This is a genomic window from Leptothrix cholodnii SP-6 (genome assembly GCF_000019785.1).
Lineage (GTDB): Bacteria > Pseudomonadota > Gammaproteobacteria > Burkholderiales > Burkholderiaceae_C > Sphaerotilus > Sphaerotilus cholodnii.
Map to the genome: position 1 here is coordinate 2,269,953 of NC_010524.1, position 26,443 is coordinate 2,296,395.

21 protein-coding genes are annotated in these 26,443 nt (G+C 66.9%); 10 read left to right on the top strand and 11 right to left on the bottom strand.

Features of this window, described 5'->3' with window-relative positions:
* The first annotated feature begins 289 nt into the window (after positions 1 to 289).
* The gene (locus tag LCHO_RS10430; RefSeq protein WP_012347107.1) at positions 290 to 715 is read left to right on the top strand and encodes an organic hydroperoxide resistance protein; all 426 of its coding nucleotides are present in this window, start codon (positions 290 to 292) and stop codon (positions 713 to 715) included.
* Between the two features lie 30 nt (positions 716 to 745).
* Here LCHO_RS10430 and LCHO_RS10435 read toward each other — a convergent pair whose 3' ends face one another.
* The gene (locus LCHO_RS10435; RefSeq protein WP_012347108.1) at positions 746 to 1,675 is read right to left on the bottom strand and encodes an asparaginase; all 930 of its coding nucleotides are present in this window, start codon (positions 1,673 to 1,675) and stop codon (positions 746 to 748) included.
* Between the two features lie 196 nt (positions 1,676 to 1,871).
* Here LCHO_RS10435 and lexA point away from each other — a divergent pair, with 196 nt between their 5' ends.
* The 3 genes from lexA (at position 1,872) to mnmH (ending at position 4,081) form a co-directional block, all read left to right on the top strand.
* Positions 1,872 to 2,567, top strand: coding sequence for a transcriptional repressor LexA (lexA, locus tag LCHO_RS10440; RefSeq protein ID WP_012347109.1), 696 nt, complete (start codon positions 1,872 to 1,874; stop codon positions 2,565 to 2,567).
* 126 nt (positions 2,568 to 2,693) lie between these two features.
* Positions 2,694 to 2,972, top strand: coding sequence for a hypothetical protein (locus LCHO_RS23375; protein WP_150105452.1), 279 nt, complete (start codon positions 2,694 to 2,696; stop codon positions 2,970 to 2,972).
* A 50-nt stretch (positions 2,973 to 3,022) separates the two neighbouring features.
* A complete protein-coding gene (gene mnmH / locus LCHO_RS10445; protein ID WP_043704145.1) occupies positions 3,023 to 4,081 on the top strand; it encodes a tRNA 2-selenouridine(34) synthase MnmH in 1,059 nt (352 codons plus the stop codon).
* Positions 4,082 to 4,178: 97 nt separating this feature from the next.
* On the opposite strand, the gene phbB is transcribed toward mnmH, so the two are convergent.
* From phbB to phaC, 3 genes are all read right to left on the bottom strand, one after another.
* Positions 4,179 to 4,916 carry an acetoacetyl-CoA reductase gene (phbB, locus tag LCHO_RS10450; protein ID WP_012347112.1) on the bottom strand — a complete coding sequence of 246 codons (738 nt, stop codon included), beginning with the start codon at positions 4,914 to 4,916 and terminating at the stop codon, positions 4,179 to 4,181.
* Positions 4,917 to 5,092: 176 nt separating this feature from the next.
* Positions 5,093 to 6,271, bottom strand: a complete 1,179-nt coding sequence (locus LCHO_RS10455) for an acetyl-CoA C-acetyltransferase (protein WP_012347113.1) — start codon at positions 6,269 to 6,271, stop codon at positions 5,093 to 5,095.
* 78 nt (positions 6,272 to 6,349) lie between these two features.
* Positions 6,350 to 8,110 carry a class I poly(R)-hydroxyalkanoic acid synthase gene (phaC, locus tag LCHO_RS10460; RefSeq protein WP_012347114.1) on the bottom strand — a complete coding sequence of 587 codons (1,761 nt, stop codon included), beginning with the start codon at positions 8,108 to 8,110 and terminating at the stop codon, positions 6,350 to 6,352.
* A 151-nt stretch (positions 8,111 to 8,261) separates the two neighbouring features.
* On the opposite strand from phaC, the gene LCHO_RS10465 reads away from it, so the two are divergent.
* Positions 8,262 to 8,558, top strand: coding sequence for a hypothetical protein (locus LCHO_RS10465; RefSeq protein WP_012347115.1), 297 nt, complete (start codon positions 8,262 to 8,264; stop codon positions 8,556 to 8,558).
* Here LCHO_RS10465 and pgeF read toward each other — a convergent pair.
* Positions 8,478 to 9,299, bottom strand: a complete 822-nt coding sequence (gene pgeF / locus LCHO_RS10470; protein ID WP_012347116.1) for a peptidoglycan editing factor PgeF — start codon at positions 9,297 to 9,299, stop codon at positions 8,478 to 8,480. The two genes, LCHO_RS10465 and pgeF, sit on opposite strands and share 81 nt — an antisense overlap.
* The gene (maiA, locus tag LCHO_RS10475) at positions 9,300 to 9,941 is read right to left on the bottom strand and encodes a maleylacetoacetate isomerase (protein WP_012347117.1); all 642 of its coding nucleotides are present in this window, start codon (positions 9,939 to 9,941) and stop codon (positions 9,300 to 9,302) included. It abuts the gene before it with no gap.
* 79 nt (positions 9,942 to 10,020) lie between these two features.
* Here maiA and LCHO_RS10480 point away from each other — a divergent pair, with 79 nt between their 5' ends.
* The 4 genes from LCHO_RS10480 (at position 10,021) to LCHO_RS10495 (ending at position 18,918) form a co-directional block, all read left to right on the top strand.
* Positions 10,021 to 10,566 carry an NUDIX hydrolase gene (locus LCHO_RS10480; protein WP_012347118.1) on the top strand — a complete coding sequence of 182 codons (546 nt, stop codon included), beginning with the start codon at positions 10,021 to 10,023 and terminating at the stop codon, positions 10,564 to 10,566.
* A 122-nt stretch (positions 10,567 to 10,688) separates the two neighbouring features.
* On the top strand, positions 10,689 to 12,911 hold the full coding sequence (locus tag LCHO_RS10485; RefSeq protein ID WP_012347119.1) for a type I secretion system permease/ATPase: 2,223 nt from the start codon (positions 10,689 to 10,691) through the stop codon (positions 12,909 to 12,911).
* The gene (locus tag LCHO_RS10490; protein WP_012347120.1) at positions 12,908 to 14,314 is read left to right on the top strand and encodes an HlyD family type I secretion periplasmic adaptor subunit; all 1,407 of its coding nucleotides are present in this window, start codon (positions 12,908 to 12,910) and stop codon (positions 14,312 to 14,314) included. The genes LCHO_RS10485 and LCHO_RS10490 overlap by 4 nt, the downstream gene beginning before the upstream one ends.
* Positions 14,315 to 14,631: 317 nt before the next feature.
* Positions 14,632 to 18,918, top strand: a complete 4,287-nt coding sequence (locus tag LCHO_RS10495) for a cadherin-like domain-containing protein (protein ID WP_012347121.1) — start codon at positions 14,632 to 14,634, stop codon at positions 18,916 to 18,918.
* A gap of 10 nt (positions 18,919 to 18,928) precedes the next feature.
* Here the strand turns inward: LCHO_RS10495 and LCHO_RS10500 are convergent, their stop codons facing one another.
* Entirely contained in the window at positions 18,929 to 20,827 is a 1,899-nt protein-coding gene (locus tag LCHO_RS10500; RefSeq protein ID WP_012347122.1) for a bifunctional diguanylate cyclase/phosphodiesterase, read from the bottom strand.
* A gap of 25 nt (positions 20,828 to 20,852) precedes the next feature.
* Complete coding sequence (locus tag LCHO_RS10505; RefSeq protein WP_012347123.1) at positions 20,853 to 21,590, bottom strand: transglutaminase-like cysteine peptidase; 738 nt, start codon at positions 21,588 to 21,590, stop codon at positions 20,853 to 20,855.
* Positions 21,591 to 21,903: 313 nt separating this feature from the next.
* On the opposite strand from LCHO_RS10505, the gene LCHO_RS10510 reads away from it, so the two are divergent.
* Entirely contained in the window at positions 21,904 to 23,730 is a 1,827-nt protein-coding gene (locus LCHO_RS10510) for a TolC family outer membrane protein (protein ID WP_223210533.1), read from the top strand.
* Between the two features lie 27 nt (positions 23,731 to 23,757).
* Here LCHO_RS10510 and rocF read toward each other — a convergent pair whose 3' ends face one another.
* The 3 genes from rocF to LCHO_RS10525 form a co-directional block, all read right to left on the bottom strand.
* Entirely contained in the window at positions 23,758 to 24,684 is a 927-nt protein-coding gene (gene rocF, locus LCHO_RS10515; RefSeq protein ID WP_043704153.1) for an arginase, read from the bottom strand.
* Positions 24,684 to 25,583: an LOG family protein gene (locus tag LCHO_RS10520; protein ID WP_150105453.1), complete on the bottom strand. Its 900-nt coding sequence runs from the start codon at positions 25,581 to 25,583 to the stop codon at positions 24,684 to 24,686. The genes rocF and LCHO_RS10520 overlap by 1 nt, the downstream gene beginning before the upstream one ends.
* Before the next feature lie 79 nt (positions 25,584 to 25,662).
* Positions 25,663 to 26,418, bottom strand: coding sequence for a HesA/MoeB/ThiF family protein (locus LCHO_RS10525; protein WP_012347127.1), 756 nt, complete (start codon positions 26,416 to 26,418; stop codon positions 25,663 to 25,665).
* Positions 26,419 to 26,443: the final 25 nt, after the last annotated feature.

Sequence of the window (26,443 nt, forward strand, 5' to 3'; positions counted from 1 at the left end):
ATGCGTCAATCCAGCCTGTCGATGCGCATATCCACATGGCGTGCAATTGTGTTGTCCGCAATCAATACTCGCGCACTCTGGCGCGCCTGATCACGCGTCTTGAGTGCGCCGGCCGTGGCGAACACGCCGCCGATTCGATGAACCACATCTCGTGGCTTGCTCGACCGATACCGGTCGGGCGCTGAATCAGCCGACGCTCACGATTCCTCCCCACATTGCCGGGACAGGCCGGCAACGACATCACCACCGCCCATCCAACGGGCAACCAGCGTCCCATCAAGGATCCACCATGGCTCTTCCGACCGTGCTCTACACCGCCCACGCCACCTCGACCGGAGGACGTGCCGGCACGTCCGTCAGCAGCGACGAGCGCCTCCGTGTCACCTTGTCGGTGCCCAAGGGCCTGGGTGGCGACGACGGTCCGGGCACCAACCCGGAGCAGCTGTTTGCAGCGGGTTATTCGGCCTGTTTTCTGGGCGCGCTGAAGTTCGTGGCGGGCCAGAAGAAGATCGCGATCCCGGCTGAAACCACCATCACGGCGGACATCTCGATCGGCCCGATCCCGACCGGCTTCGGCATCCAGGCTGCGCTGACCATCCACGTGCCGGGCGTCGACCGTGCCACGGTCGAGGAACTGGTGCAGGCCGCTCACATCGTCTGCCCCTACTCGAACGCCACGCGCGGCAACATCGACGTCGCGCTGACGGTGGCCTGAGCACCACGCCGGCGCCGATCCGGCGCCGGTTCAGCGCTGGATCAGCAGGCGCAGCAGCAACTCGACGCGGGCCTGGGCGGGTGTCAGGCCACCGGCAGCCGGCAGTTCGTCGTGCCCGCCGGGCACGAGCACGCCGCCCCCCTGGCGCAGGGCCCTGAGCACGCTCACCCCGCACTGCTGCGCACGCATCAGCACGGCCATCAGGTCATGGTGGATGGTGCCGTTGCCGGTGCAGGCCACCACCAGCCCCTGCACCCCCGCTTCGAGCAACAGTTCGACCAGGCGCCCGTCGGAGCCCGCGTGGCTGTGCACGATCTGAACCTCGGGCCAGATTTCCGGCCCCAGCACCTGCACGCCCAACGGCGTCGCCTGTGGCCAGCCCCGCAGGATCCGCAATCGGCCTTCCTCGATGTAGGCCAGTGCGCCGGCGTCACCGGCCGAGAACGCATCCAGCCGATACGGATGGACCTTGCGAGCCTCGGCGCCGGACCACACGACGCCGCCCATCGCGAGCAGCACGCCATGTGCCTGAACGTGCATCGCCAGGCCGACGGCATCGCACAGATTCTGCGGACCATCGGCCTGCGACGAACTGGCCGGGCGCATGGCAGCCGTCAGCACCACCGGCTTGTGCGGTGCCAGCACCCGATGCAGCAGGTAGGCGGTTTCCTCGAGCGTGTCGGTGCCGTGCGTGACGACCACACCGCTGACGTCCGGCCGAGCGACGTGCGTGGCCACTCGCTCGGCGAGCCGACGCCACACCGCGTGGCTCATGTCCTTGCTGTCGACCTGCGCGACCTGCTCGGAATCGAGCATCAGGCCCTGCTCGACCCAGCGCCGCAGCCCCGGCACCGCATCGACCAGTTGCGCGACCCCCAACTGAGCGGCGGTGTAGCCGACGTTGTCCCCCGCGGAGGGGGCCCGTCCGGCAATGGTTCCTCCGGTTCCCAGCACGACCACCCGGCGGCCTGCCAGCGGTTGTTCTCTCGCAGTCGAATTCGCGTGAGGATCAAAAAAACCGGCAGCAGAACTTGTCATGTCAATCCGACTGGATAAAATTACAGTGACTGGATGGATCGTCAGATCCATCGATGATGAACACCGATCCCGACCCGTGCCGCTTGGTGCGCCCGCTCATCCAACCCAACGAGGCCTTGTGCAAGACAGCCCCAAGCTCACCGCTCGCCAGCAACAGATCCTCGATCTGATCCAGAGCACCATCGAGCGCACCGGCGCCCCGCCCACCCGTGCCGAGATCGCCACCGAGTTCGGCTTCCGATCGGCCAATGCGGCCGAGGAACACCTCCAAGCCCTTGCGCGCAAGGGTGTGATCGAGCTGCTGGGCGGCACCTCGCGCGGCATCCGGCTGAAGTCTGACACATTGCGATCCATCAACGAATCGCGCCTGCGCGGCATCGGCCAGCAGTTCAGCCTGCCGCTGTCGAACATGCCGCCGGCCCAGCTCACGTTGCCCCTGGTCGGTCGGGTTGCTGCCGGCAGCCCCATCCTGGCGCAGCAGCACATCGATCAGAGCTACACGTTCGAGGCCCACATGTTCTCGCGCAAGCCCGATTTCCTGCTCAAGGTGCGTGGCATGAGCATGCGCGATGCGGGCATCCTCGATGGTGACCTGATCGCCGTGCAGCGCGCCAGCGAAGCCAAGAACGGCCAGATCGTGGTGGCACGCCTGGGCGACGAGGTCACCGTCAAGCGCTGGCGCCGCAGCAAGAGCGGCATCGACCTGATCCCCGAGAACCCCGATTTCGACATCATCCATGTGCCTGCGGACAGCCCCGACTTCGCGCTAGAAGGCTTGGCCGTGGGTCTGATCCGCAACACGATGCTGATGTGACGGGGCGGTGCGAGCGAGTCACCCGAATGCTGGCGTGACTTGTCTCACGCGATGCCGAAACCAGATCTCCCGATGAGGCGTTCCACCGCGCGGTGAGATCAAGTCACGCGGGTTCGAGTCGATAGCTTGAACAGAGTCGACGCACATCTGTTGTCGCTGGAGCACACCATGCACCCACTTCTGGCCCGTTGGATCTCACGCCGTTCGGTTCTGCCGGTTCCTGTCGTGTCCGTGCCGGCGGTCATGCCGTTCACGATGGCATCGATGGCCCGCGTGCCGGCAACGAGCGCACGGCGTCTTCGCATGCGGATCGATCCGAGCGATCAGCAGCGCACGCTGATCAGCGGCCGCATGAGCGACGTCTGCGATGCGCTCGATGCGCTGGTCCTTCGCCAGCAGGCCTGACGTCCGGCGCCACGCCGCTCGTCCCGGGCATGTTGGGCGAAAATGCCCTGATGCCCTTGCAACGACTCAGTGCCCTGGAATCAATCCAGGCGATCGATACCTTCGACGCCATCATCGATGCCCGGTCCCCGGCTGAATATGCCGAAGACCATCTGCCGGGCGCCGTCAACTGGCCCGTGCTCGACAACGACGAGCGTGCCATCGTCGGCACGATCTACAAGCAAGTCTCCGCCTTCGAGGCCCGCAAGCGTGGCGCAGCCATGGTGGCGCGACGTGTGGCCGATCACCTCGACCGCTGGACCGCCGATCTGGAGCGCGGTTGGCGACCGCTGGTCTACTGCTGGCGCGGCGGCGATCGCTCCGGCACGCTGGCGTGGTTTCTCGACCGTGTCGGCTTCCGGACGACCCTGGTCGAGGGGGGCTACAAGGCCTACCGCGCCGTGGTGCGCGATCAGCTGCAGACCCTGCCGGCCCAGTTCGACTGGCAGGTGCTGTGCGGCAAGACCGGTTGCGGCAAGACCCGCCTGCTGCATGCGCTGAAGGACGCCGGCTCACAGGTGCTCGACCTGGAAGCGATCGCCTCGCACCGTGGCTCGGTGCTGGGCCTGCCGCCGGGTGTCGTGCAACCCAGCCAGAAGCGACTCGACACGCTGGTCTGGCAGGCGCTGCGCCAGTTCGACCGCACGCGTCCGGTGTTCGTCGAAGGTGAAAGCAAGAAACTGGGTCAGCGCTGGCTGCCCGAGCAGCTGATCGAGCGCATCCGCAGCCATGCGCGCTGCGTGCACGTCGAGATGCCCGACGCCGCGCGATTGAAGCTGCTGCTCGAGGACTACGCCTTCCTGAAGGACGACCCGGCCTTCTTCTGCAGGCAGCTCGACTCCCTGGTCGAGTTGCGCGGGCGCGAACAGGTCAAGCAATGGCAGGAAGCGACGCGCTCGGGTGGCACCGCGCAGGTGTTTGCCGAGTTGATGGCCCTGCACTACGACCCCGGCTACCTGCGCTCGATCGCGCATCAGTTCAAGGGCTGGGAGAACGCCCGGCGTCTTGAACTGGCAGACGGCAGCGAGGCCAGCCTGAAGGCGGCGGCGATGGCGTTGTTGCGATCCTGAATGAAAAACCGGGCGCCAGGCCCGGTTCGACGTGGGGGACAGCGGACTGCCGCCGCACCCCGCGATCCGGCCTGAGGCCGGATCGTTTCGTCCTGTCTCAGCCCATGTGCAGGCCGCCGTTGCAGCTGAAGTCGGCGCCGGTGGTGAAACCGGAGTCCTCACCCGCCAGCCAAGCGACGATCGAACCGATTTCCTCGGGTGCGCCCAGGCGCTTGACCGGGATCGTGGCGACGATCTTCTCCAGCACTTCGGGCTTGATCGCACGGACCATGTCGGTGCCGATGTAACCCGGGCTCACGGTGTTGACCGTCACGCCCTTGGCCGCCAGTTCCTGCGCCAGGGCCATCGTGAAGCCGTGCATGCCGGCCTTGGCCGCCGAGTAGTTGGTCTGGCCGGCCTGGCCCTTTTCACCGTTGACCGAGCTGATCTGGACGATGCGACCGAAGCCGCGCTCGACCATGTCGGGCACGACCTGCTTGGTCACGTTGAACATCGAGTTCAGGTTGGTGTCGATGACCGCGTGCCAGTCTTCCGGCGTCATCTTCAGGAACATGCGGTCCTTGGTGATGCCGGCGTTGTTGACCAGCACGTCGATCGGGCCGTGCTCGGCCTTGGCCTTGGCGAAGGCCTCGACCGTCGACGCCCAGTCGGACACGTTGCCGACCGATGCGTAGAAGGTGTAGCCCTCGGCGGCCTGCTCGTCGAGCCACTTCTTGAAGTCGCGGCTCGGGCCACAACCGGCGATCACCTTGAAGCCGTCCTTGTGAAGGCGACGGCAGATGGCGGTACCGATGCCACCCATGCCGCCGGTGACGTAAGCAATCTTCTGTGTCATGTCTGTCTCTCCTTGGAATGAACACACCGGGCAGGATGCCCGGGATGGGTTCGTTGCCCATCGGGGGCTGCCCTGTCTTTCAACAGACAGACAACATCCCGCGGGAAAACATCGAGCACCTCGGTGTCGCGGCCTTCAAGCCGTGCTCGGCCGGGGTGCGTCGTCAAAACTCGATCTCAGCGTTCGACCGTCAGCGCCACGCCCATGCCGCCGCCGATGCACAGCGAGGCGATGCCGCGCTTGGCATCACGGCGCTGCATTTCGTGCAGCAGCGTGACCAGGATGCGGCAACCGGATGCGCCGATCGGGTGGCCGATGGCGATGGCGCCACCGTTGACGTTCACCTTGCTGGTGTCCCAGCCCATTTCCTGGTGCACGGCGCAGGCCTGTGCGGCAAAGGCTTCGTTGATCTCGAGCAGATCGAGGTCGGCGGGCTTCCAGCCGGCGCGCTCGAGCGCCTTGCGGGCGGCGGGCACCGGACCCATGCCCATGTAGGCAGGATCGAGGCCGGCACTGGCGTAGCTGGCGATGCGCGCCAGCGGCGTCAGGCCCAGCGCGGCCGCCTTCTTGGCGCTCATCACCATCACGCCGGCGGCGCCGTCGTTCAGGCCCGAGGCATTGCCGGCGGTGACGCTGCCGGCCTTGTCGAAGGCCGGGCGCAGGCCGCCGAGCACGTCGGCGCTGGTCTTGCGGTTGATGAACTCGTCGGCTTCGAAGCGCAGGGCGTCGCCCTTCTTCTGCGGGATGAGCACGGCAGCGATCTCGTCCTTGAAGCGGCCGGCGTCCTGCGCCGCGGCGGCCTTCTGCTGCGAGGCCAGTGCCAGCGCATCCTGCATCTCGCGGGTGACGCCGTACTTCTTGGCGACGTTTTCCGCCGTGATGCCCATGTGGTACTGGTTGTAGACGTCCCACAGGCCGTCGACGATCATCGAATCGACCATCTTCCAGTCGCCCATGCGCTGGCCGTCGCGCGAGCCCTGCAGCACGTGCGGGCTGGCGCTCATGTTCTCCTGGCCGCCGGCGATGACGATCTCGCTGTCGCCGTCGCGGATGGCCTGCGCGGCCAGCATCACGGCCTTCAGGCCCGAACCGCAGACCTTGTTGATGGTCATGGCCGGCACGCCCTGGGGCAGGCCCGACTTGATCACGGTCTGGCGCGCCGGGTTCTGACCGGCTCCGGCCTGCAGCACCTGACCGAGGATGACCTCGTTGATCTGCTCGCCGGCCAGCCCGCTGCGCTCGAGCAGCGCGCGCACGACGGTGGCACCCAGCTCGGGTGCGGCAACCTTGGCCAGGCTGCCACCAAACTTGCCGACAGCAGTGCGTGCGGCTGCGACGATGACGATTTCACTCATGTGAGACTCCTCGAAATGAACCTGGGCTGAAATGGTACCCAGCACCGAGCGCCCGCCGATGGCCGCGGGCGCAGGGCATCAGACTTTCTGCTTGACGTAACGACCGGGTGCCGGCTCGATCGGCTTGTACTTGCGGTTGCCGTAGGTCTTGGGCGCGGCCTTGAGCTTGCCGGCGTGTCCCTTCAGCCATTCGGACCAATCCGGCCACCAGCTGCCGGCATGCTCGGTGGCGCCGTCAAGCCAGGCTTGCGCGGTCTCGGGCAGCTTGTCGTTGATCCAGTGGCTGCGCTTCTTCTTGGTCGGCGGATTGATGACGCCGGCAATGTGGCCCGAGGCGCCCATGACGAAGCGCAGCTTGCCGTTCAGGATCCGGGTGTTCAGGTACGACGAGTCCCACGGCACGATGTGGTCTTCGCGCGATGCGTACAGGTAGAACGGCGCCTTGATCTTGCCGAGGTCGACCTTCTCGCCGCAGACCGTGAGCGCACCCGGCACCTTGAGCTTGTCCTCGAGGTAGGTGTTGCGCAGGTACCAGCAGTACATCGGACCCGGCAGGTTGGTGCTGTCGGAGTTCCAGTACAGCAGGTCGAACGGCGGCGGCGTCTCGCCCTTCAGGTAGTTGCCGACGACGTAGTTCCAGACCAGGTCGTTCGGGCGCAGGAAGCTGAAGGTCGCGGCGAGTTCCTTGCCCTTGAGCAGCCCGGGGCCCTTGGGCGCGTCGGCGCCCAGGGTGATCTCGCGCAGCCGCACCGAGGCCTCGTCGATGAACAGGTCGAGGATGCCGGTGGCGCTGAAGTCGAGGAAGCTCGTCAGCAGCGTGACGCTGGCTGCCGGCTGCTCGCCGCGTGCGGCCAGCACCGCCAGCGCGCAGGTCAGCAGCGTGCCGCCGACGCAGAAGCCCAGCATGTCGATGGTGTCCGTGCCGCCGATTTCCTGCACCACGCGGATCGCCTTGATGACGGCGTCTTCGGTGTAGTCGTCCCAGGTCTTGGCCGCCAGGCTCTCGTCGGGGTTGCGCCAGCTCAGCACGAACACGCGGTGACCTTGCGCCACGGTGTAGCGGATCACCGAGTTGTCGGGCTGCAGGTCGAGGATGTAGTACTTGTTGATGCACGGCGGCACGAACAGCATCGGCCGCTCGTGGACCTGCTCGGTCAGCGGCTTGTATTCGAGCAGCTGGAAGAGCTCGTTCTCGAACACCACCGCGCCTTCGGTGGTGGCGACGTTGCGGCCGACCTCGAACAGGCTCTCGTCGGTCTGCGAGACATGGCCCTGGCGCATGTCGGCGATCAGGTGCTGCATGCCCAGCGCGATGCTCTCGCCCTTGGTCTCGAGCGCCTTCTTCTGCGCGTCCGGGTTGAGCGCCAGGTAGTTGGACGGCGCCGCCGCATCGATCCACTGCTGGACCGCGAAGCGCACGCGGGCGCGGGTCTTGGCATCGCCGTCGACCGATTCGGCCATCTGCATCAGCGTGCGCGCATTGAGCAGGTAGAGCGCCGCGGTGAAGCCCGACATCGGGCTCGACGACCATTCGGCCGACGCGAAACGCCGATCGCCCGGGGCCGGCGAGGCGGCTCCGGTGAGCGCGCTGTTCCAGAGTTGCGCGGCCTGCTGCACGTATTCGGCCTGGATGCGCGACAGTTCGGCCGGCGGGATCTGCAGCTTCGTGAAGCCCTTGAGCGAATCGCCCAGGCTGCTGCCCAACGAACCCAGCTGCTGGCCTGCACGGCCCAGATCAGCCAGGCCCCCCATCGCCAAGGTCTGCCTGAGACTCTCTTCGAGGTTTGTGCCGCCCGCAAGGCCGGCCAACCCAGGCATCTGCCCGAGGAATGCGCTCATATGTCTCCTCTAACCATGGAATCAGCGCAGATGTGCCACGCTGCAGGAAGAAACCGGGCACGAAGGCTCGGCAATCGAACGCGGGCATTATGGCGCCCGCGGCTTGCGTGAAACTGTTCGCGTGACCTCTCGCACGAATCTTGGAGTCTCGATGTACTTGGTGGCAATTGGCTGGCTTTACGTGGCCTTGATGATGGCGCTGGCCGAGGCGATGCACCCGTCCGGCGGCGTGTTCGGCGCCGTCGTCACGTTCCTGCTTTACGGCGTCGCGCCGGTCGCGCTGGTGCTGTACCTGATGGGCACGCCGATGCGTGGCCGCGCACGCAAGGCCCGCGAAGCCGCCGAACTCGCCGCCGTGGCGCCTGCTTCAGAGGCCGCGGTCGTCGAGCCAGATCAGGGCGGCCATGCGCCCGGTCGGGTGATCGCGCCGGTACGAGAAGAACCGTGACGGGTTGCCGACGGTGCACCAGGCGGGGCTGCCGTCGTTGCCGCCCAGGCGCCGCACGCCGGCCGCCTGCAGCCGGTCGCGTGCCAGGCCCGCCAGGTCGGCATGCCATCGCGGTCCGGCCGGCGCGTAGGGCGCAGCACTGAAACGCACGCCGGGCGCCGACGGGTCCTGTCCGAATGCCTGCAGGACGTCGCGACCCACCTCGAAGCGAAGCGGGCCGATGCAGGGGCCGAGCCAGGCTTCGACGGCATCGACCGCCATCCCGCCTTGTTCGCAGACACGGGCCAGGCAGGCCTCCAGCACGCCGCCGGCCAGACCCCGCCAGCCGGCATGAGCGGCACCCACGACCCGGCCGCCGAGATCGGCGAACAGCACCGGCAGGCAGTCCGCCACCTGGATCTCGCAGGCTGTGCCGGGCTGGATCGATACCAGGGCATCGGCCACGGGCAGCGTCTCGGCGGGCGATTGCCGGTGCGCGGGCAAGACCGTGTGCACCTGCGCGCCGTGTACCTGATCGACCCGGATCGACATTCGCCCGACAAGACCCTGCAAGCGCAGGCGGTTGGCGGCCACGGCCTGCTCGTCGTCGCCGATCTGCGGCCGCAGGTTGAAGCTGGTGAAGCCGCCCGTGCTGGCGCCGCCTTGCCGGGTGCTCATGTAGGCGCCCACGCGCGGATGACCGAAACGCGGCCACAGGCCGCGCTCGTCGATCTCGGTGGACGGGCCGATCGCCGCGCCCATTCAGGTCTCCGCGTCCGGGCACGCCGACGGCTCGGCGGCCTGGAAGGCCGGCAAGGCCATGCAGGCCTGGAAGATGCGCGTGATCGTCGGCAACTGGTCGATCTGGCAATCGAAGCGCTGGGCGTTGAAGATCTGCGGCACCAGCACGCAGTCGGCCAGACCGGGCTGGTCGCCGTGGCAGAAGGTGCCGGTGGCGGCATCGGCGGCCAGGCGGCGCTCGACCGCCTCGAGCCCGCCCTCGACCCAGTGCCGATACCAGCCGTTCTTGGCGTCCTCGTTCACGCCCAGGTCCTTGACGAGGTAGCGCAGCACGCGCAGGTTGTTGAGCGGGTGGATCTCGCAGGCGATGTCGAGCGCCAGCGAGCGCACCCGTGCGCGCCCCAGCGCGTCGGCGGGCAACAGCGGCGGCTGCGGATGGGTTTCGTCGAGATACTCGATGATCGCGAGCGACTGGCTGACGGTGGCATCGCCGTCGACCAGCAGCGGCACCAGCCGCTGCGCCGACAGGGCCGAATAGTCGGCCGAGAGCTGCTCGTTGCGCACCAGATGGACCGGCTGGTAGTCGTAGCCCAGGCCCTTGAGCGCCAGCGCGATGCGCACGCGAAACGAGGCCGAAGAACGGTAGTAGTTGTAGAGCTGCATGCGTCGGGGGTTCCGGTTCCGGTGGCCGGTCGGCCGTCGGGGATGATGCCATGCACACCCTCGCGGCTACACTGAACCCATGCTCTTCACGCACCGAATCAAGCATTGCCGCGCCTGCGGCACACCGGTGCAATACGCGACCCCGGCCGACGACAACCGCGAACGCGCGGTCTGCCCCGCCTGCCAGACCGTGCACTACGAAAACCCGCTCAACGTGGTGGGAACGGTGCCGACCTGGGAGGACCGCGTATTGCTGTGCCGCCGCAACATCGAGCCGCGCCGAGGCCTCTGGACGCTGCCGGCCGGTTTCATGGAAATGGGCGAGACCACCGCCGAAGGCGCCCTGCGCGAGACCGTCGAAGAAGCCGGCGCCGAGATCGAGCTGCAAGGCCTCTACACCGTGCTGAACGTGGTGCCGGCCGGCCAGCTTCACCTGTTCTATCGCGCCCGCCTGAAGCACCTGCGCTTCGATCCCGGCCCCGAGACGATCGAGGTCGGCCTGTTCAGCCAGGCCGATCTGCCGTGGAACGAACTCGCCTTCCGCACCGTGCGGGTGACGCTCGAGCGTTATTTCGCCGACCGCGAAACGGGGCAGTTCTCGATCTATCACGGCGACATCCGCTGAGCCCCCGAGCCCTGCCTGCACGATGCGGCCGAGTTGCAGCACCGCCTTGGCCCGCCCACCGATTCCTCCCGCGGGCGCATCGCCCGTGACAACGTGTGCCGCCCCAGCGCACCGAGCCGCACATGAGTGACACCGCAGCGTCCGCCCGGATGGGCATTGCCGCACCGCCCGCCAGCACCGCGACGCCGAACCCTGCGCCGTCCGATACCGACCGCCTGCGCGAAGACCTGCTCTACCCCGACCCGCTGCTCGACTGCCTGCTCGAGGTCTGCCGCCTGCACGGCGTGAGCGCGTCGCGCGCCTCGCTCAGCGCCGGCCTGCCGCTCGACGACGGTCGCCTGAGCCTGGCGCTGGTCGAGCGTGCGGCTGGCCGTGCGGGCATGTACACGCGGTTGCAGCGGGTCAAGGCCAACCAGATCGACATGTCGACGCTGCCGACGATCCTGCTGCTGCGCGGCAACGACGCCTGCGTGCTGCTGGGCTGGACCAAGGACGGCGACGCGCGCGTGCTGCTGCCCGAAACCGGCCAGGGCGCGGTGGTGATGCCGCGGCGCGAACTGGTGCGCCGCTACACCGGCGTGGCGCTGTTCGTGCGGCCGCATTTCCGCTTCGACGAACGCACGCCGGGCGTGCGCGAGCAGCGCGTCGGCCACTGGTTCTGGAGCGTCGTCAACAGCCAGCGCGGCGTCTACCGCGACGTGCTGTGGGCCGCCTTCCTGATCAACCTGTTCGCGCTGGCGTTCCCGATCTTCACGATGAACGTCTACGACCGGGTGGTGCCCAACCATGCGGTCGAGACGCTCTGGGTGCTGTCGACCGGGCTGATCCTGGTGCTCGGCGCCGACCTCTACATGCGCCTGCTGCGCAGCCGTTTCGTCGACGAGGCCAGCGCCCGCATCGACCTGCAGCTGTCGGCCACGCTGATGGAGCGCGTGCTGGGCATGCGGCTCGAACACCGGCCGGCCTCGGTCGGCTCGTTCGCGGCCAACCTGCGCGGCTACGAGCAGGTGCGCGACTTCATCGCTGCCTCCACCGTCACCACGCTGATCGACCTGCCGTTCGCGCTGCTGTTCATGCTGACGATGCTGTGGATCTCGCCCTGGCTGCTGCTGCCGGTGGTGATCGCCTTCGTGCTGATCCTGCTGACCGGCTGGGTGCTGCAGGGGCGCCTGCACACGCTGTCGCAGTCGACCTACCAGGCCAGCGCGCAGCGCAACGCCACGCTGGTCGAGGCCCTGACCGGCATCGAGACCATCAAGACCCAGGCCGCTGAAAGCGTCGTGCAATCGCGCTGGGAGCGCGGCAACCAGTTCCTGGCCAGCGCGCAGGTCCGCATGCGCGACATCGCCAATCGCGCCAGCTACGGCACCAGCTCGCTGGTGCAGATCGTGTCGCTCGCGGTGATCGTGATCGGCGTCTACCTGATCAGCGAGCGGTCGCTGACGATGGGCGCCTTGATCGCCTGCACCACGCTGGCCGCACGGGCGCTGGCACCGGCGGGCCAGATCGTCGGTCTGCTGATGCAGTACCAGGGCGCACGCACCGCGCTGACCGCGCTCGACGCCGTGATGGCCAAGCCGGTCGAACGCGAGGGCGGGCAGAACTTCCTGCACCGCCGCGAGATGCTCGGCGAGATCGAGCTGCGCAACGTCAGCTTCGCCTATCCCGGCCGCGATGACGCGGTGCTCGAAGGTGTCAGCCTGCGCATCGCACCGGGCGAGCGGGTGGCCTTCATCGGCCGCGTCGGCTCGGGCAAGACCACCCTGCAGAAACTCATGCTCGGGCTCTACCAGCCGACCGAGGGCGCGGTGCTGATCGACGGCATCGATCTGCGCCAGCTCGACCCGGCCGACGTGCGCCGCAACATGGCCTACGTGTCGCAGGACGTGACGCTGTTCTACGGCACGCTGCGCGACAACATCACGCTCGGCCTGCCGTATGCCGACGACCAGGCGGTGCTCGCCGCTGCCGACACCGCCTGCCTGAGCGAGTTCGTCAACCGCCACCCGCGCGGCTTCGACCTGCAGGTGGGCGAGCGCGGCGACCTGCTGTCGGGCGGCCAGCGCCAGGCGGTCGGCATCGCGCGTGCGGTGCTGCACAACGCGCCGGTGCTGCTGCTCGACGAGCCCACCAGCGCGATGGACTTCTCGACCGAAGCGCAGATCACCCGCAAGGTGACCGACTTCGCCGAGGGCAAGACCGTCGTCCTGGTCACGCATCGCACCTCGATGCTGGCCCTGGTCCAGCGGGTCGTCGTGATCGACGGCGGCAAGGTGGTGGCAGACGGTCCGCGTGACCGCATCCTGGAGGCCCTGCAATCGGGCCGGATCGCGAGGGCGGCATGAACGAGAAACTGCAGCGCGGGCTCGAAGGCGCCCGCACCGTGCTGGCCTGCGCCGCGCGCAAGCTGGTCGGAACCACCGTGGCCAGCGCCGACAAGGCACAGACCACGCCCGGCTTCGAGTTCGAGGCCGCCGAGCTGATGTCGCGCGAGCAGACCGCCCGCGCCCAGCTGATCGTGCGTGCCGCCGTGCTGGTCACGCTGGTGCTGCTGGCCTGGGCCGCGATCGCCGAGATCGACGAGATCACCCGCGGCGACGGCAAGGTGATCCCGTCGCGCCAGCTGCAGGTGGTGCAGTCGTACGACGGCGGGGTGGTCACCGAGATCCTGGTGCGCGAGGGCGATCAGGTCGAAGAGGGCCAGCTGCTGCTGCGGGTCGACGAGACCCGCGCCACTTCGGGCGTGCGCGAAAGCGCCGCCCAGGCCTTTGCGCTGCGCGTGCGACTGGCGCGCCTGAAAGCCCTGGCCGAAGGCGGCGCCTTCCTGCCGCCGGCGCCGCGGGCCGGCGACGCGGAGGAGCTGCGCATCGTCGACGAAGAGCGCAACCTCTACCAGTCGCGCGCGTCCGAGCTGCAGGCGATGCTGTCGATCAACCGCCAGCAGCTCACGCAGCGCCAGCAGGAATTGAGCGAAGCCCAGGCGCGGCGGTCCTCGGCGCAGCGCACGCTCGAGCTGTCGCGCCAGGAACTGAACAAGACCCGCCCGCTGCTGGCCTCGGGTGCGATCTCCGAGGTCGAGGTGCTGAGGCTCGATCGCGACGTCAGCCGCAGCCGCGGCGAGGTCGAGCAGCTGACCGCGCAGATCGCCCGCGTCCAGGCGTCGATCGGCGAGGCGCAGCGCAAGACGCAGGAAACCGAGTTGTCTTTTCGCAACGAGGCCCGGCGTGACCTGTCGGACGTGCTCGGTCGTCTGAATGCCCTCAATCAGGGGGCCGTGGCCCTGGCCGACCGGGTCAGCAAGGCGCAGGTCAAGTCGCCCGTGCGCGGGCGGGTGCAGCGGCTGCTCGCCAACACGGTGGGCGGCGTGGTGCAGCCGGGCAAGGACATCGTCGAGATCGTGCCGCTCGACGACGCCCTGGTGCTCGAAGCCAAGGTGCAGCCGAAGGACATCGCCTTCATCCACCCCGGCCAGGCCGCCACCGTCAAGTTCAGCGCCTACGATTTCTCGATCTACGGCGGCCTCGACGCGCTGGTCGAGAACATCAGCCCCGACACCCAGGTCGACGAACGCGGCAACGCCTTCTACCTGGTGAGGGTGCGCACCACGCAGCCGAACTTCGGCGACCAGCAGCCCATCATTCCGGGCATGACGGCTTCGGTGGACATCCTGACGGGCAAGAAGTCGGTGCTGTCCTACCTGCTCAAGCCGATCCTGAAAGCCGGGGCCTACGCCTTGCGGGAGCGCTGAGCCCGATCGCTGCAAACGCGATCGGCGCCGCAGCGCCGCCCGGTTCCGGGTACCGGAGCGGCCCGACATGACGGCGATGTGACCGAGTCCGAAACACGCAAAAATCGTCCCTCGGGCGCTGTTTTTTGCTGTTTCAAGATGTATTTCGCGTATCCGGAGCTTCCGCTTGCATCGCCACGACGGCACAGAAACCGTTATGCTTCACGACGATACGAGCGCGAATTGAGAAACTACTTGAAGTTTCATCGCCAGCGGCAGTGACCCCCGCCCCTCAGGCGCCTCGGTGGCTCCAGCCGCGACACATGAAGGGTTGACCCATGGCTGCGAAATCATCTTCTTCCGAACTGGCTGCCAGTCTGGCGGCCAAGGCCGCCCAGATCCCCAGCCTGCGCGCGGTCCGGCTGGAAGCCGATTACGTTCCCGCCCGCCTGCCGTCCGGCAAGGTGACCGGCATCTGGGGCGAAGCGTTCATCCGCACACCCGATGGCGATCTGCGCCCGCTGGTGGTCGGCGACGAAATCCGCAAGGGTGACGTCATCATGACGACCCAGAACGGCATTGTCGAGATCGACGATGCCGGCACCCGCCTGGCCCGCTTCCCCGGCACCGATGCGCTGGAGCAGATCCTCACCGATCTGCCGCCGACCGGCGCCGGCCTGAGCGGCGGCGACCCGGGTTCCCTGCTGCCGGGTGTGCGGGTCGATCGCATCAACGAGTCGGTCGACGGCCAGGCATTCGCCTTCGACGCCGCCGAGCGTGGCGAGGGCCAGGCCTTCATCGCCGCGACCGACGAAGTCCTGATCCCCACCGTGGTGTCCGTGACCCCCGTCGCGCCCGACTCCACCGGTGACGGCGTGCCCGACGTTATCGAAGGTACCGGCGCCGGCAACGGCAATGCGGTGAGCTACACCGTGACGCTGTCGAGCGGCGCCAGCGAGCCGTTCACGTTCAGCTTCGGCGTGACGGGCACCGGCACCAACCAGGCCGATCCGGTCAGCGACCTGGCGCCGGCCCTCACCTTCACCAACGGCGTGGTTCTCAACGCCGACGGCAGCACCATCACCGTGCCGGCCAACGTGCAGAGCTTCTCGGTCACGATCGTCACCAACCCGGACACGATCGACGAAGAGAACGAGACGTTCAACGTCAGCATCGGTGGTGTCTCGGGCACGGTCAGCATCATCGATGACGACGCCATCGTGGTGATCGACATCGACGGACCGGGCGCGGGCAACGCGCGCCAGTTGAACTACACCGAAAACGACGCCGCGTCGCCGATCGCCCCGGCGATGACCCTGGCCGATCCCGACAGCAACATCGTCAGCCGCGCCACCGTCAGCATCACCGGCGCCTTCACGGTCGGCGAGGACGTGCTGGCGTTCACCGCGGTCAACGGCATCGCCAGCAACTACGTCGCCGAGACCGGTGTCCTCACCTTCACCGGCACGGCCACGCTGGCGCAGTACCAGACGCTGCTGCAGTCTGTGACCTACTTCAATCCGAGCGAGAACCCGACCGCCACGCCGCGCACCGTCAGCTTTGTCGTCTACGACGAGATCGACCGGCCCAGCGTGCCGGCCCTGGCCACGGTCAACGTGATCCCGGTCAACGACGCACCGACCAATCTGCCGGTCGTGCTGGCCGCGATCGCCGAAGACAGCGGTGTGCGCGTGATCACGCAGGCCGAGCTGCTGGCCAACGCCGCCGACGTCGACAACACGACCCTGAGCGTCGTCGGCCTCACGGCCAGTTCCGGCACGCTGGTGGACAACGGCAACGGCACCTGGAACTACACGCCGGCACTGAACGACGACACGGCGGTCAGCTTCACGTATTCGGTCAGCGACGGCAGCCTGAGCGTCGCCGGTTCGGCCGCGATGGACATCACGCCCGTCAACGACGCGCCGGTCAACACCCCCGCGGTGCTGGCGCCGATCGCGGAAGACAGTGTCCCGCGTGTCATCACGCAAGCCGAGTTGCTGACCAACGCGTCCGACGTCGACAGCCCCGCGCTGACCGCCGAGAACCTCGTCATCACCGCGGGCGGCGGCACGCTGGTCGACAACAACGACGGCACCTGGACCTACACCCCGGCGCCCGACGACGACACCACCGTCAGCTTCGACTACACCGTCACCGACGGCAGCCTGTCGGTTCCCGGTTCGGTGACGCTCGACATCACGCCGGTCAACGACGCGCCGGTCACGACGCCGGTCGTGCTCACCGCCATCGCCGAGGACAGCGTCCCCCGCGTCATCACGCAGGCCGAACTGCTGGCCAATGCCAGCGACATCGACAGCAACACCCTCACCGCGACGGGCCTGACCATTGCCGCCGGTGCCGGTTCTCTGGTCGACAACGGCAACGGCACCTGGACCTACACGCCGGCGTTGAACGACGACAGCAGCGTCAGCTTCAACTACACGGTCAGCGACGGTGCCTTGTCCGTGCCGGGCACGGCCACGCTCGACATCACGCCCGTCAACGACGCGCCGGTCAACACGCCCGTCACGCTGGCGGCGATCGCCGAAGACAGCGGCGCACGCATCATCACGCAGGCCGAGCTGCTGGCCAACGCGACCGACGTCGACGGCCCCGCACTGACCGCCGCCGGCCTCACCATCACCGCCGGCAACGGCATCCTGGTCAACAACAACGACGGCACCTGGACCTACACGCCGGCGCCCAACGACGACGGAGCTGTCAGCTTCAGCTACACGGTCAGCGACGGCAGCCTGTCGGTTCCCGGCTCCGCCGCGATGGAGATCACGCCCGTCAACGACGCGCCGGTCACCACGCCGGTCGTTCTGGCCGCCATCGGCGAAGACAGCGGCGCGCGCATCATCACGCAGGCCGAACTGCTGGCCAATGCGACCGACGTCGACAGCACCACCCTCACCGCGACAGGCCTGACCGTTGCCGCCGGCGCCGGTTCTCTGGTCGACAACGGCAACGGCACTTGGACCTACACGCCGGCATTGAACGACGACAGCGCCGTCAGCTTCAACTATTCGGTCAGCGACGGCGCCTTGTCCGTGCCGGCCACGGCCACGCTCGACATCACGCCCGTCAACGACGCCCCGACCAACACACCGGTCACGCTGGCCTCGATTGCCGAAGACAGCGGGCCCCGCACCATCACCCAGGTCGAACTGCTGGCCAACGCTGCAGACATCGACGGCCCCGCGTTGACCGCGTCCGGTCTTGCGATCGCCACCGGCAACGGCACGCTGGTGAACAACAACGACGGCACCTGGACCTACACGCCGGCACCCAACGACGACACCGCCGTCAGCTTCAACTACACCGTCAGCGATGGCAGCCTGTCCGTCGGGGGCTCGGCGTCGATGGACATCACGCCGGTCGACGATGCGCCGGTCAACACCCTGCCGGATCCGACCACCAATCTCGACGGCGTGACGACCAACGAAGACACGCCGCTGTTCTTCTCGGTCGCCAACGGCAACGCCATCACCGTGTTCGACGCCGACATCGTCAACGACGCCGGCACCCTGACCACGACGATCAGCGTGGCACAGGGCACGTTCACGCTCGGCAGCACCAACGGTGTCACCGTGTCGGGCAACGGCAGCAGCAGCGTCACGGTCAGCGGCACGCCGACGGCGATCAATGCCGCTCTCAACGGTGCCAGCTACCGCAACGTGGCGGACTTCTTCACGCACAACAGCAATGGCGGGTTCATCGACAGCGCCGGCATCGGCCTGACGGTCACCACCACCGACAGCACCAATCTGCCGGACACCGACAGCACGAGCCTGGTCGTCAGAGCCGTCACGGACGTGCAGATCGTCACGCGGGTCACGAACGAAGGTCAGGCCACCACGCCGTTCACGTTGGCATCCCTGGTCAATGTCAACGATCCGGGCAGCGGTTTTGAGGGCGCCGGCCCGGCGATCACGGCCATCAACGGCACGGCGGTCGCCGCAGGCGGCAGCGTGACGGTCCTCAACGGCGTCGTCACCTTGACCGGCGACCAGTCACTGGTGTTCACGCCGAACGCGGGCTTCACCGCGACGGCCGAAGATCCGGCGTCGTTCACCTACACGGTGGCATCGGGCGGGCGCACCGAGACTGCAGCATTTTTCGTGCAGGTCGACCCGATCGCCCTGCCCGTCCAGGCCTCGCCCGGCGTGGCGGCAAGCAGCGCCGAATCGATCCAGTCGATCAATGCGGCCAGCACGTCGCCAACCCAGTCGAGCGTCGACGTGTTCAACGGCAGTGTCGGCAGTGACGTGTTCGCCTGGCACCTCGGCGACGCCGGCACGGCGGGTTCCCCGCGCGCCTACACCGTCAACGACTTCGACGCCGCGCCCGCCAGCGCGGGCGGCGACGTGCTGGATCTGCGCGATCTGCTGGTCGGCGAGAACGCCGACAACCTGGGCGCCTTCCTCGATTTCTCGAAGTCGGGTGTCGACACCGTCATCAGCATCAGTTCGACCGGCAGCGGTGCCGCCGATCAGACCATCACCCTCACCAACCTCGATCTGGCCGCGACCATCGGCCTTGCACCCGATGCGAGCGAAGCGCAGATGATCACGGCGCTGATCAACCAAGGCAAGCTGCTGGTCGACACGGCCGCCTGATCGGGCCCCGTCAGACCGCAGGACCCGTCACGCCATCGACGCCGCAATCCCAGCAACCCGTCACATCGGCTGCGTTCCGCAGCCCCTCGGCATACACCGCAACACCCAAGCCGTGCAGAACCGAAACGATGCCCCTGAGCAGCGACTGGCGCGCCGGATGCGAGGCAATGTCTTGGCTGAGCGTCTGGGAGAGCTTGATGTAATCGAGGCCGGCCTCGAAAACCGCATGGCTGGTGGCCATGCGTTCACCGACATGCTCGATGCCGACGTGCACGCCCATCGGCCGCAAGCGGCTGCACAGTTCGGTCAGTTCGCTGGCATGGCGCGCCAGGACCGAGGCATCGACCTCCACCCACAGCAGCCGCGTGGCGTGCGTGTCGTCCTTCAGGCGAGCCACGACGCGAGACAGGAACATCGGGTCGCACAGCGAACGCGGCGACAGGTTGATGCAGCGCGGCTTCTGATCCAGCGCGATGGCGCGCATCGCCAGGTCGATGGCGCAGGCGTCGATGTCCGACGTCAGGCCGGTGCGCATGGCATGCGGCAGCCAGGTGGCGGCCACCTGGTAGTCGTCGCCCGCCTTCATCTGCAGTCGCAGGGGGCTTTCGGTGTGGATGCGCCGGCCGCTGCGATCCACGACCGCGAAATGCCCCAAGCGCACCCGTCCGTGCCGGAGCGCCTCGCGAATGGACTGGCGCCACACGACCTCGCCACCGGCTTGCGCCAGCAGGTCGGCCTGCTCGACGAGTTCGATCGAGAAGTCGCCCCGCGCCTCGGCACACGCCAGGCCGGCATCGGCTCGCGACATCAGGGCGGCGACGGTGTCGGCCTGCTGCAATCGCACGGCCGACATCACCGAAGCCGCGCCCGGATAGGCCGCCAGACCGGTGCGCACCTTGTCCATCAGGATGCCCGCGGCATCGCTGGACGCGCCGTCATGGCCGAACAGGATCGCAAAATCGCTGCCGTTGAGCCGCCCCACCACGCGCGGCACACTGTCGCCGGCGGGCTCCTCGAGGCTGCGCGCCAGCGATTGCAGCATCGCGTCGGTCGCAAGATGCCCCTGTTTCAGATTCAGTTCGGCCAGTCCCAGGACGCGAATCAGGATCAGTTGCCCGTCAACCGGCAAGTCCTCGTGCGTCAACTGCGCATGCAGGCAAGACATGAAATGCGCCCGGTGCGACACACCGGTCAGCGCATCGCCGTTGGCGCGCTGGCGCAACTCGTCGACCTGCGCCGCCTGCTCGTTGAATTGCAGCCGCACGCGATCGACCATCTGATTCATCGCTCGCGACACATCGCGCAACTCGGGCGTCGCCGGCTCGACGATGGTCATGTAACGACGCTGACTCAGCGCCTGTGCCTGCGCAACCGCCTCGTCGAGCGGTCGACGCAGTCGGTTCACAGCCAGATGCGCGACCAGCGCGGCAACCGCGCCGACCATCAACATCCAGAGCGTGTTGGTCCAGGCACCCGTCCACAGTTCGGCATAGGCGAAGCTTGGCTGGCTGATCACCTCGAGGCTGCCCAGCGCGGCCCAGCCCGCCGACACCTGTGCCACGCCGGGGACCGACTCGATCTCGATCAGGCGCGTGAACCAGCGCGGCGCGCCGGCCTCGACGGGGGCAGCCTCACGGCCGATCAGCACCGCGCCGCGTTCGTCCTTCAACCGGATCGACCGGTAATGTCCGATGTCGAACTGCGCCGAGATCGCCAGTTCGATCAAGGCGATATCCCCACCCTGTTGCGACAAGGTCAATGCGAGCGACTGCGCGTTGTCGCTGTTTTTCAAGGCCAATTGCGTCTGGAGATAACCGCGCGCGGTCCAGATCGACGAGGCGATGCTGCCAACGAGGGCAAAAATGATGATGCCCAGAACTAACAGCCAGACTTGTCGTATCAGCGACATTGCGCAGCCCTCGTGTTACTTTTATTCACATGAATCCTTGTTCCCTGGCTCGCGCCAACAAATCTCGCCAACGAGACAGGCGCGATACCGGGTCGCCCGCTCCAGGCCCCTGAGTGCCGGACCAGAGGCCTTCGGTATTGAAACTGAAAACAGGCAGCAGGTCGGGGCGACGCGATGCCGGCCGAATCTCGCCGATCAGATTGTCCAGAATCAACGGATCGGCGTTGCCGCTGGCGCCATAGTAGGCCAGCACCATGTGAGCCTGCTGAGCCGCGCCGGACACGCCGGCCAGCGTCGCCTTTACATACACCAGTCGCATGCGGGCCGGATTGACTCCTGCAGCCACCAGACTGAAGTATTTCGCGATCGCGTAGTCCTCGCAATCGCCCTCGCCGCGCCCGATCATCTCGAGCGGCGTGGCCCAGTAGTCGATCTGGCCCCACACCTCGATGTCGTCGCGGAAAACCACGCGACGATTGAAGAACTGGTTCAGCGCCTGCAGACGCGCCTCATCGTCGAGGTGCGAGGCCGCCGCGACCGCGTCGAGCAGTGCGCGCATCGATTCCTGTTGGGCCGCGCCTTGGCGGTAGCTGGCCAGCCGTATCCGATCCGCGTCCCAGGCCGTCGAATTCATGGTGGTGCTGCCGAGCAGCACAAACACCACAAGCGTCGCGAACGCTTGCTGAAAAATCCTGAACAACGCGACACAGATCACGGTCAGCGATCTGCAGGCGTTGCTCAATAACAGCATGTAGGACGACATCGTCTGGATATCGACGAGTCAGATCACCACTTGAGGAGGAATGAAAGATGGCATCGCAAACACTCGACTCGCAAGCGATCGACAAATCTGGCCTTGCTTGCCGGGATGCCTGCGCATGTGAAATACTTGAATGAATTAAGTCTATGAATCGCGACATTTCAGCGTTTCAAACATCTGTCTTTCGAGGCGTTGCCGTCTCGGCGGTGGCGACAGGCAGCAAGCAAGGATTTACACCAAAATGAAACACATCAACCCCCATGTCGTCGGGCTGATCGCCTTGGCTTGCCACTTGGCAATCATGCCTGCTAGCGCGGTGGCACAGGTCACCGATCCGCTCAAGGATGCGGCGCAACGAGCGATTTCCACCAATCCAGAGGTCACGGCCCGTCTCAATGCGTTCCGCGCTGCGGTCGACGAGGTCGATGTGGCCAGGGGCGGTTTCCTGCCTCGTGTCGATCTGTCCGCGGAAGCGTCACGGACCCGTGATCGGATCGAGAACGGTCGCACGCCGGCCAGCCAGTCCATGAACAGCACGGGCATCGCGTTGACGGCCACCCAGTTGCTGTGGGACGGCATGGGCACGCGCAGCCAGGTTCAGCGACTTGACCACGCTCGCCTGGTGCGGTATTTCGAGTTCATCGAAAGCAGCGAGCAGGCCGCCCTCGAAAGCACGCGTGCCTACGCCGACGTGGCGCGCGCGCGTCGCATGGTGAAACTCGCCGAGGACAACTACGTGCAGCACCGGCAGGTGTTCGACCAGATCCAGTCGCGTGTCAAGGCAGGCGTCGGTCGAGGGGTCGACCTCGAGCAGGTCGGCGCACGACTGGCCTTGGCCGAATCCAATCTGGCGACCGAGTCGTCGAATCTGCATGACGTCACCGAACGGTATCGGCGCATCGTCGGTACGGTTCCGCCCAGCCAACTGCCCTTGACCGCCAATCTGGATCGCGGTCTGCCGGCGTCTGCCGCCACGGCGCTCGATCAGACCGCCAAGCGCAATGCGATGGTCGCGGCTGCGGTCGAGAACGTCCGCTCGGCACAATCGCAGAGCAAGGAACGCGACAGCGCCTTCCAGCCCCGCGTCGAGGCGCGGCTGCGCAGTGGCGCAGGCAACAACCTCGACGGCGTTGCCGATCAGAAGCGCGAAACCAGCGCTGGCGTTTTCCTGAACTGGAACCTCTACAACGGCGGGTCGGATCAGGCGCGTGTGCGTCAATATGCCAACCTGCTCAACCAGGCTGGCGACGCCCGCGACAAGGCCTGCCGGGACGCGCGTCAGACCTCGGCCATCGCCTACAACGATGTCCGCATGCTGACCGAGCAGATCTCGTATCTGGATCGCAATGTGTTGTCGAGCGAAAAGGCCCGGGACGCCTATCGCCAGCAGTTCGACATCGGTCAGCGCAGCCTGCTTGACGTGCTCAATGCCGAAAACGAGCTCTACGCAGCCCGTCGCGCCCTGACCGCCGCCGAGCACGACCTGGTCGTGGCCAAGGCGCGCAGCCACGCGGCCTCCAGCAGCCTGGTGGCCGCCCTGGGCCTCACGCGTGCGGGCAACGCCGCCGACGAACCGGATGATGGTCGTTACTGGCAAGCCGGCGATGACGCGGCACAGCGGTGCCCGCTGAGCGCCACCGAACTCGCTCTGCTGACGAAGTCGGATCTGGATGCCCGTGCCCGGCAGGACCAGGGCGCCACGGCTTCACTGGCCGCACCGGTGCCTGCGTCGTCGATCGCCGTGCCGGCTGCCAACGGAGCCGCTCTTGCTGCTGCCGCCCAGAAGTCGCCGCGGCCTGATCCGCCGATTTCGTCGCCGGTGTCGCAGCGTCTGCTCGACTGGGTGGCGGCATGGTCGACCAAGGACGTGACGCGCTACGTCAGCTTCTACGACGCCAGCTTCAAGCCGGCCGGCGTGTCGCGCAACACCTGGTTCGCCAATCGCACCAAGCTGCTCAAGAAGGACGGGCCGATCGAACTGAAGATCAGCAACGTACAGCGCCGTTCGGTGTCGCCCACGGTGGTTGAAACCCGCTTCGAGCAAACCTATGCGTCGAAGGGTTTCAAGGACAAGACCCAGAAGGTGCTGACCTGGAAACGCGTCGGAACCGAGTGGTACATCGTCAAGGAAAGCAACCGCTGACCCGCCGCCGCGGCCTTGCCGCGGTTTTTACTTGCGCATCAAGGTGCTCTTGCCGAACAGGCTTTCGATCAGATCGACCGCCAGTTCGGCCGTCTTGTTGCGCAGATCAAATGCCGGATTGAGTTCGACGACGTCCAGCGATGCCAGGCGCCCGGTGTCGGCAATCATCTCCATGCACAACTGAGCCTCGCGGTAGGTCGGCCCCCCCGGCACCGTGGTGGCGACGCCCGGGGCGATGTCGGGATCCAGAAAGTCGACGTCGAAACTGACGTGCAGATGGGTCTTGTCATCCAGCGTGGCCAGCGCCAGTTCCATCGCGTGGCGCATGCCCATCTCGTCGATGTAGCGCATGTCGAACACTTCGAGGTCCTGCTGGTGGACGAAGCGCTTCTCACCTGCGTCGACGCTGCGGATCCCGACCTGACGGATCACCTTGGGTGAGATCGCCGGCACCACGTCGCCGATGTTGACCAGTTCGGCCGGGCCGTGTCCGCACAGGCAGGCCACCGGCATGCCGTGGATGTTGCCGCTCGGGGTGATCGCACTGGTGTTGAAGTCGGCGTGGGCGTCGAGCCACAGCACACGCAGCTTGAGGCCTTGCGCACGGCAGTGCCGCGCAACGGCGCTGACAGAGCCGATCCCCAGGCAATGATCGCCGCCCAGCATGATCGGCAGGTGGCCACGCGCCAGGCTGGCGTACACGGCCTCGTGCACCTGCCTGTTCCAGTGAGCCACCTCGGCCAGGTGGCGATAGCCGTCGACCGGCGGCAACCAGGGGTTGCTCGGGCCGCTGAGGTTGCCGAGGTCGTGGACGTCGATCGCGTGGGCTTGAAGACGCTCCTTCAGCCCGGCCACCCGCAGCGCTTCCGGCCCCATCGAGGCGCCCCTCGCAGAGGCACCGACGTCGGTCGGGGCACCGATCAGGTCGACACTTCGAGACGGTGCGCTCGTCATCAGATGTCCTCGGCGAAGGGGCCCGTCAGCGTCGCGGGGAGGTCGAAGCCGTAGTGCTCGGCCAGGCAGTACCAGGCGTCTTCGGCCGTTTCGACGAACTTGAACAACCCGACGTCGGCGGCGTGGATCATGCCGGTTTCGATCAGGAGGTCGAAGTTGATCAGGCGACTCCAGAACTCGCGCCCGAAAAGCAGGATCGGGCGGGCCCGGGACTTGCCCGTCTGCACCAGCGTCAAGGTTTCGAACAGCTCGTCGAGCGTGCCGAAGCCGCCTGGGAAACACACCAGCGCGATGCTGCGCATCACGAAGTGCATCTTGCGCAGCGCAAAGTAGTGGAACTGGAAGCACAGCTCGGGCGTGATGTACGGATTGGGCTCCTGCTCGTGCGGCAGCACGATGTTCAATCCGATGCTCTTGCCGCCGACTTCGTGGGCTCCCCGGTTGCCGGCCTCCATGATGCCGGGGCCACCGCCGGTGACCACGTAGATCGGCGTGTCCAGCGTGCACGAGCGCTCGGTCACGATGGCTGCAAAGCGCCGCGCCTCGTCGTAGTAGCGGCTCATCTGCACCTGCATCTGTGCCGCCCGCACGGCGCGGGCATCGGTGCCGGCCTCCGACAGGCGCTGGGCGGCCACCTCCGGCGGCAGGATGCGCGCGCTGCCGAAGATCACGATGGTCGACTCGATGCCCAGTTCCTGCTGGATCATCTCGGGCTTGAGCAGCTCGAGTTGCATGCGCACGGGCCGAAGTTCCTCGCGCAGCAGGAATTCGCTGTCGGTAAACGCCAGGCTGTAGGCGCTGCCCTTGCCGCCGTAGCGAGAAGGAGCAGCCTGGGCCTGAACTTCCTCTTCAGCCGTCGGGAAATTGCGATCTGTCAGGGCGGGTTTGGTCTTGTCCATGACGCGCAGCATACCCGCTGAGCCGGCGCACAGCCATCATCCGGCGACACCCGTCAGCGGGTCGCAACCGAGGCTGATTTCAAGAATGCCGCGTTGCGCACACCGGGCAATTCGGATCACGGCCGACGCGGATTTCGGTCCATTCCATGTTGCGGGCATCGAGCATCTGCAGCCGACCCGCCATCGACACGCCGGTGCGCGCAAGCAGCTTCAGCGCCTCTGCGGCCTGCATGGTGCCGATGATTCCCACCAGCGGCGCAAACACGCCCATCGTGGCGCAGCGCACCTCTTCGACAGTCGTCTCGGGCGGAAAGACGCAGGCATAACAAGGATGGGCCGATCCGCGCGCATCCCAGACCGAGATCTGTCCGTCCAGGCCGATCGCGGCACCTGACACCAGCGGCCTGGCGTGCTGCACGCAGGCCGCATTGACCGCCTGGCGGGTGGCGAAGTTGTCGCTGCAGTCGAGCACCACATCGGCTGCAGCCACCAGTTCCCCGAGCCACTGCGTGTCGGCACGGCGCTGCAGCGCAACCACCTTCACCTCCGGGTTGATCGCCGCCATGCTGAGCGCAGCCGAGTTGACCTTGCTCCAGCCGACCCGCGATTCCTGATGGGCGATCTGGCGCTGCAGGTTGGTGCGATCGACGGTGTCGTGATCGACCACCGTGATCGTGCCGACGCCCGCACTGGCGAGGTAGAGCAAGGCGGGCGACCCCAGCCCGCCAGCGCCGATCACGAGGGCGTGGCCATCGAGAATGCCCTGCTGTCCCTCGACGCCGATGTCGTCGAGCAGGATGTGGCGGCTGTAGCGCAGCAACTGGTCATCGTTCATGCGCAGGAGCATACCCAGAAACACC

Bases quoted from the DNA above. Each gene is read 5' to 3' on its own strand.
- LCHO_RS10525 (WP_012347127.1), bottom strand. From the start codon at position 26,418: ATGAACGATGACCAGTTGCTGCGCTACAGCCGCCACATCCTGCTCGAC.
- LCHO_RS10520 (WP_150105453.1), bottom strand. From the start codon at position 25,583: ATGGACAAGACCAAACCCGCCCTGACAGATCGCAATTTCCCGACGGCT.
- maiA (WP_012347117.1), bottom strand. From the start codon at position 9,941: ATGCAGCTCTACAACTACTACCGTTCTTCGGCCTCGTTTCGCGTGCGC.
- LCHO_RS10455 (WP_012347113.1), bottom strand. From the start codon at position 6,271: ATGAGTGAAATCGTCATCGTCGCAGCCGCACGCACTGCTGTCGGCAAG.
- LCHO_RS10485 (WP_012347119.1), top strand. From the start codon at position 10,689: ATGAGTGACACCGCAGCGTCCGCCCGGATGGGCATTGCCGCACCGCCC.
- LCHO_RS10480 (WP_012347118.1), top strand. From the start codon at position 10,021: ATGCTCTTCACGCACCGAATCAAGCATTGCCGCGCCTGCGGCACACCG.
- LCHO_RS10495 (WP_012347121.1), top strand. From the start codon at position 14,632: ATGGCTGCGAAATCATCTTCTTCCGAACTGGCTGCCAGTCTGGCGGCC.
- LCHO_RS10505 (WP_012347123.1), bottom strand. From the start codon at position 21,590: ATGTCGTCCTACATGCTGTTATTGAGCAACGCCTGCAGATCGCTGACC.
- rocF (WP_043704153.1), bottom strand. From the start codon at position 24,684: ATGACGAGCGCACCGTCTCGAAGTGTCGACCTGATCGGTGCCCCGACC.
- LCHO_RS10430 (WP_012347107.1), top strand. From the start codon at position 290: ATGGCTCTTCCGACCGTGCTCTACACCGCCCACGCCACCTCGACCGGA.
- pgeF (WP_012347116.1), bottom strand. From the start codon at position 9,299: ATGGGCGCGGCGATCGGCCCGTCCACCGAGATCGACGAGCGCGGCCTG.
- LCHO_RS10500 (WP_012347122.1), bottom strand. From the start codon at position 20,827: ATGTCGCTGATACGACAAGTCTGGCTGTTAGTTCTGGGCATCATCATT.
- LCHO_RS10465 (WP_012347115.1), top strand. From the start codon at position 8,262: ATGTACTTGGTGGCAATTGGCTGGCTTTACGTGGCCTTGATGATGGCG.
- phaC (WP_012347114.1), bottom strand. From the start codon at position 8,110: ATGAGCGCATTCCTCGGGCAGATGCCTGGGTTGGCCGGCCTTGCGGGC.
- mnmH (WP_043704145.1), top strand. From the start codon at position 3,023: ATGCCCTTGCAACGACTCAGTGCCCTGGAATCAATCCAGGCGATCGAT.
- LCHO_RS10490 (WP_012347120.1), top strand. From the start codon at position 12,908: ATGAACGAGAAACTGCAGCGCGGGCTCGAAGGCGCCCGCACCGTGCTG.
- phbB (WP_012347112.1), bottom strand. From the start codon at position 4,916: ATGACACAGAAGATTGCTTACGTCACCGGCGGCATGGGTGGCATCGGT.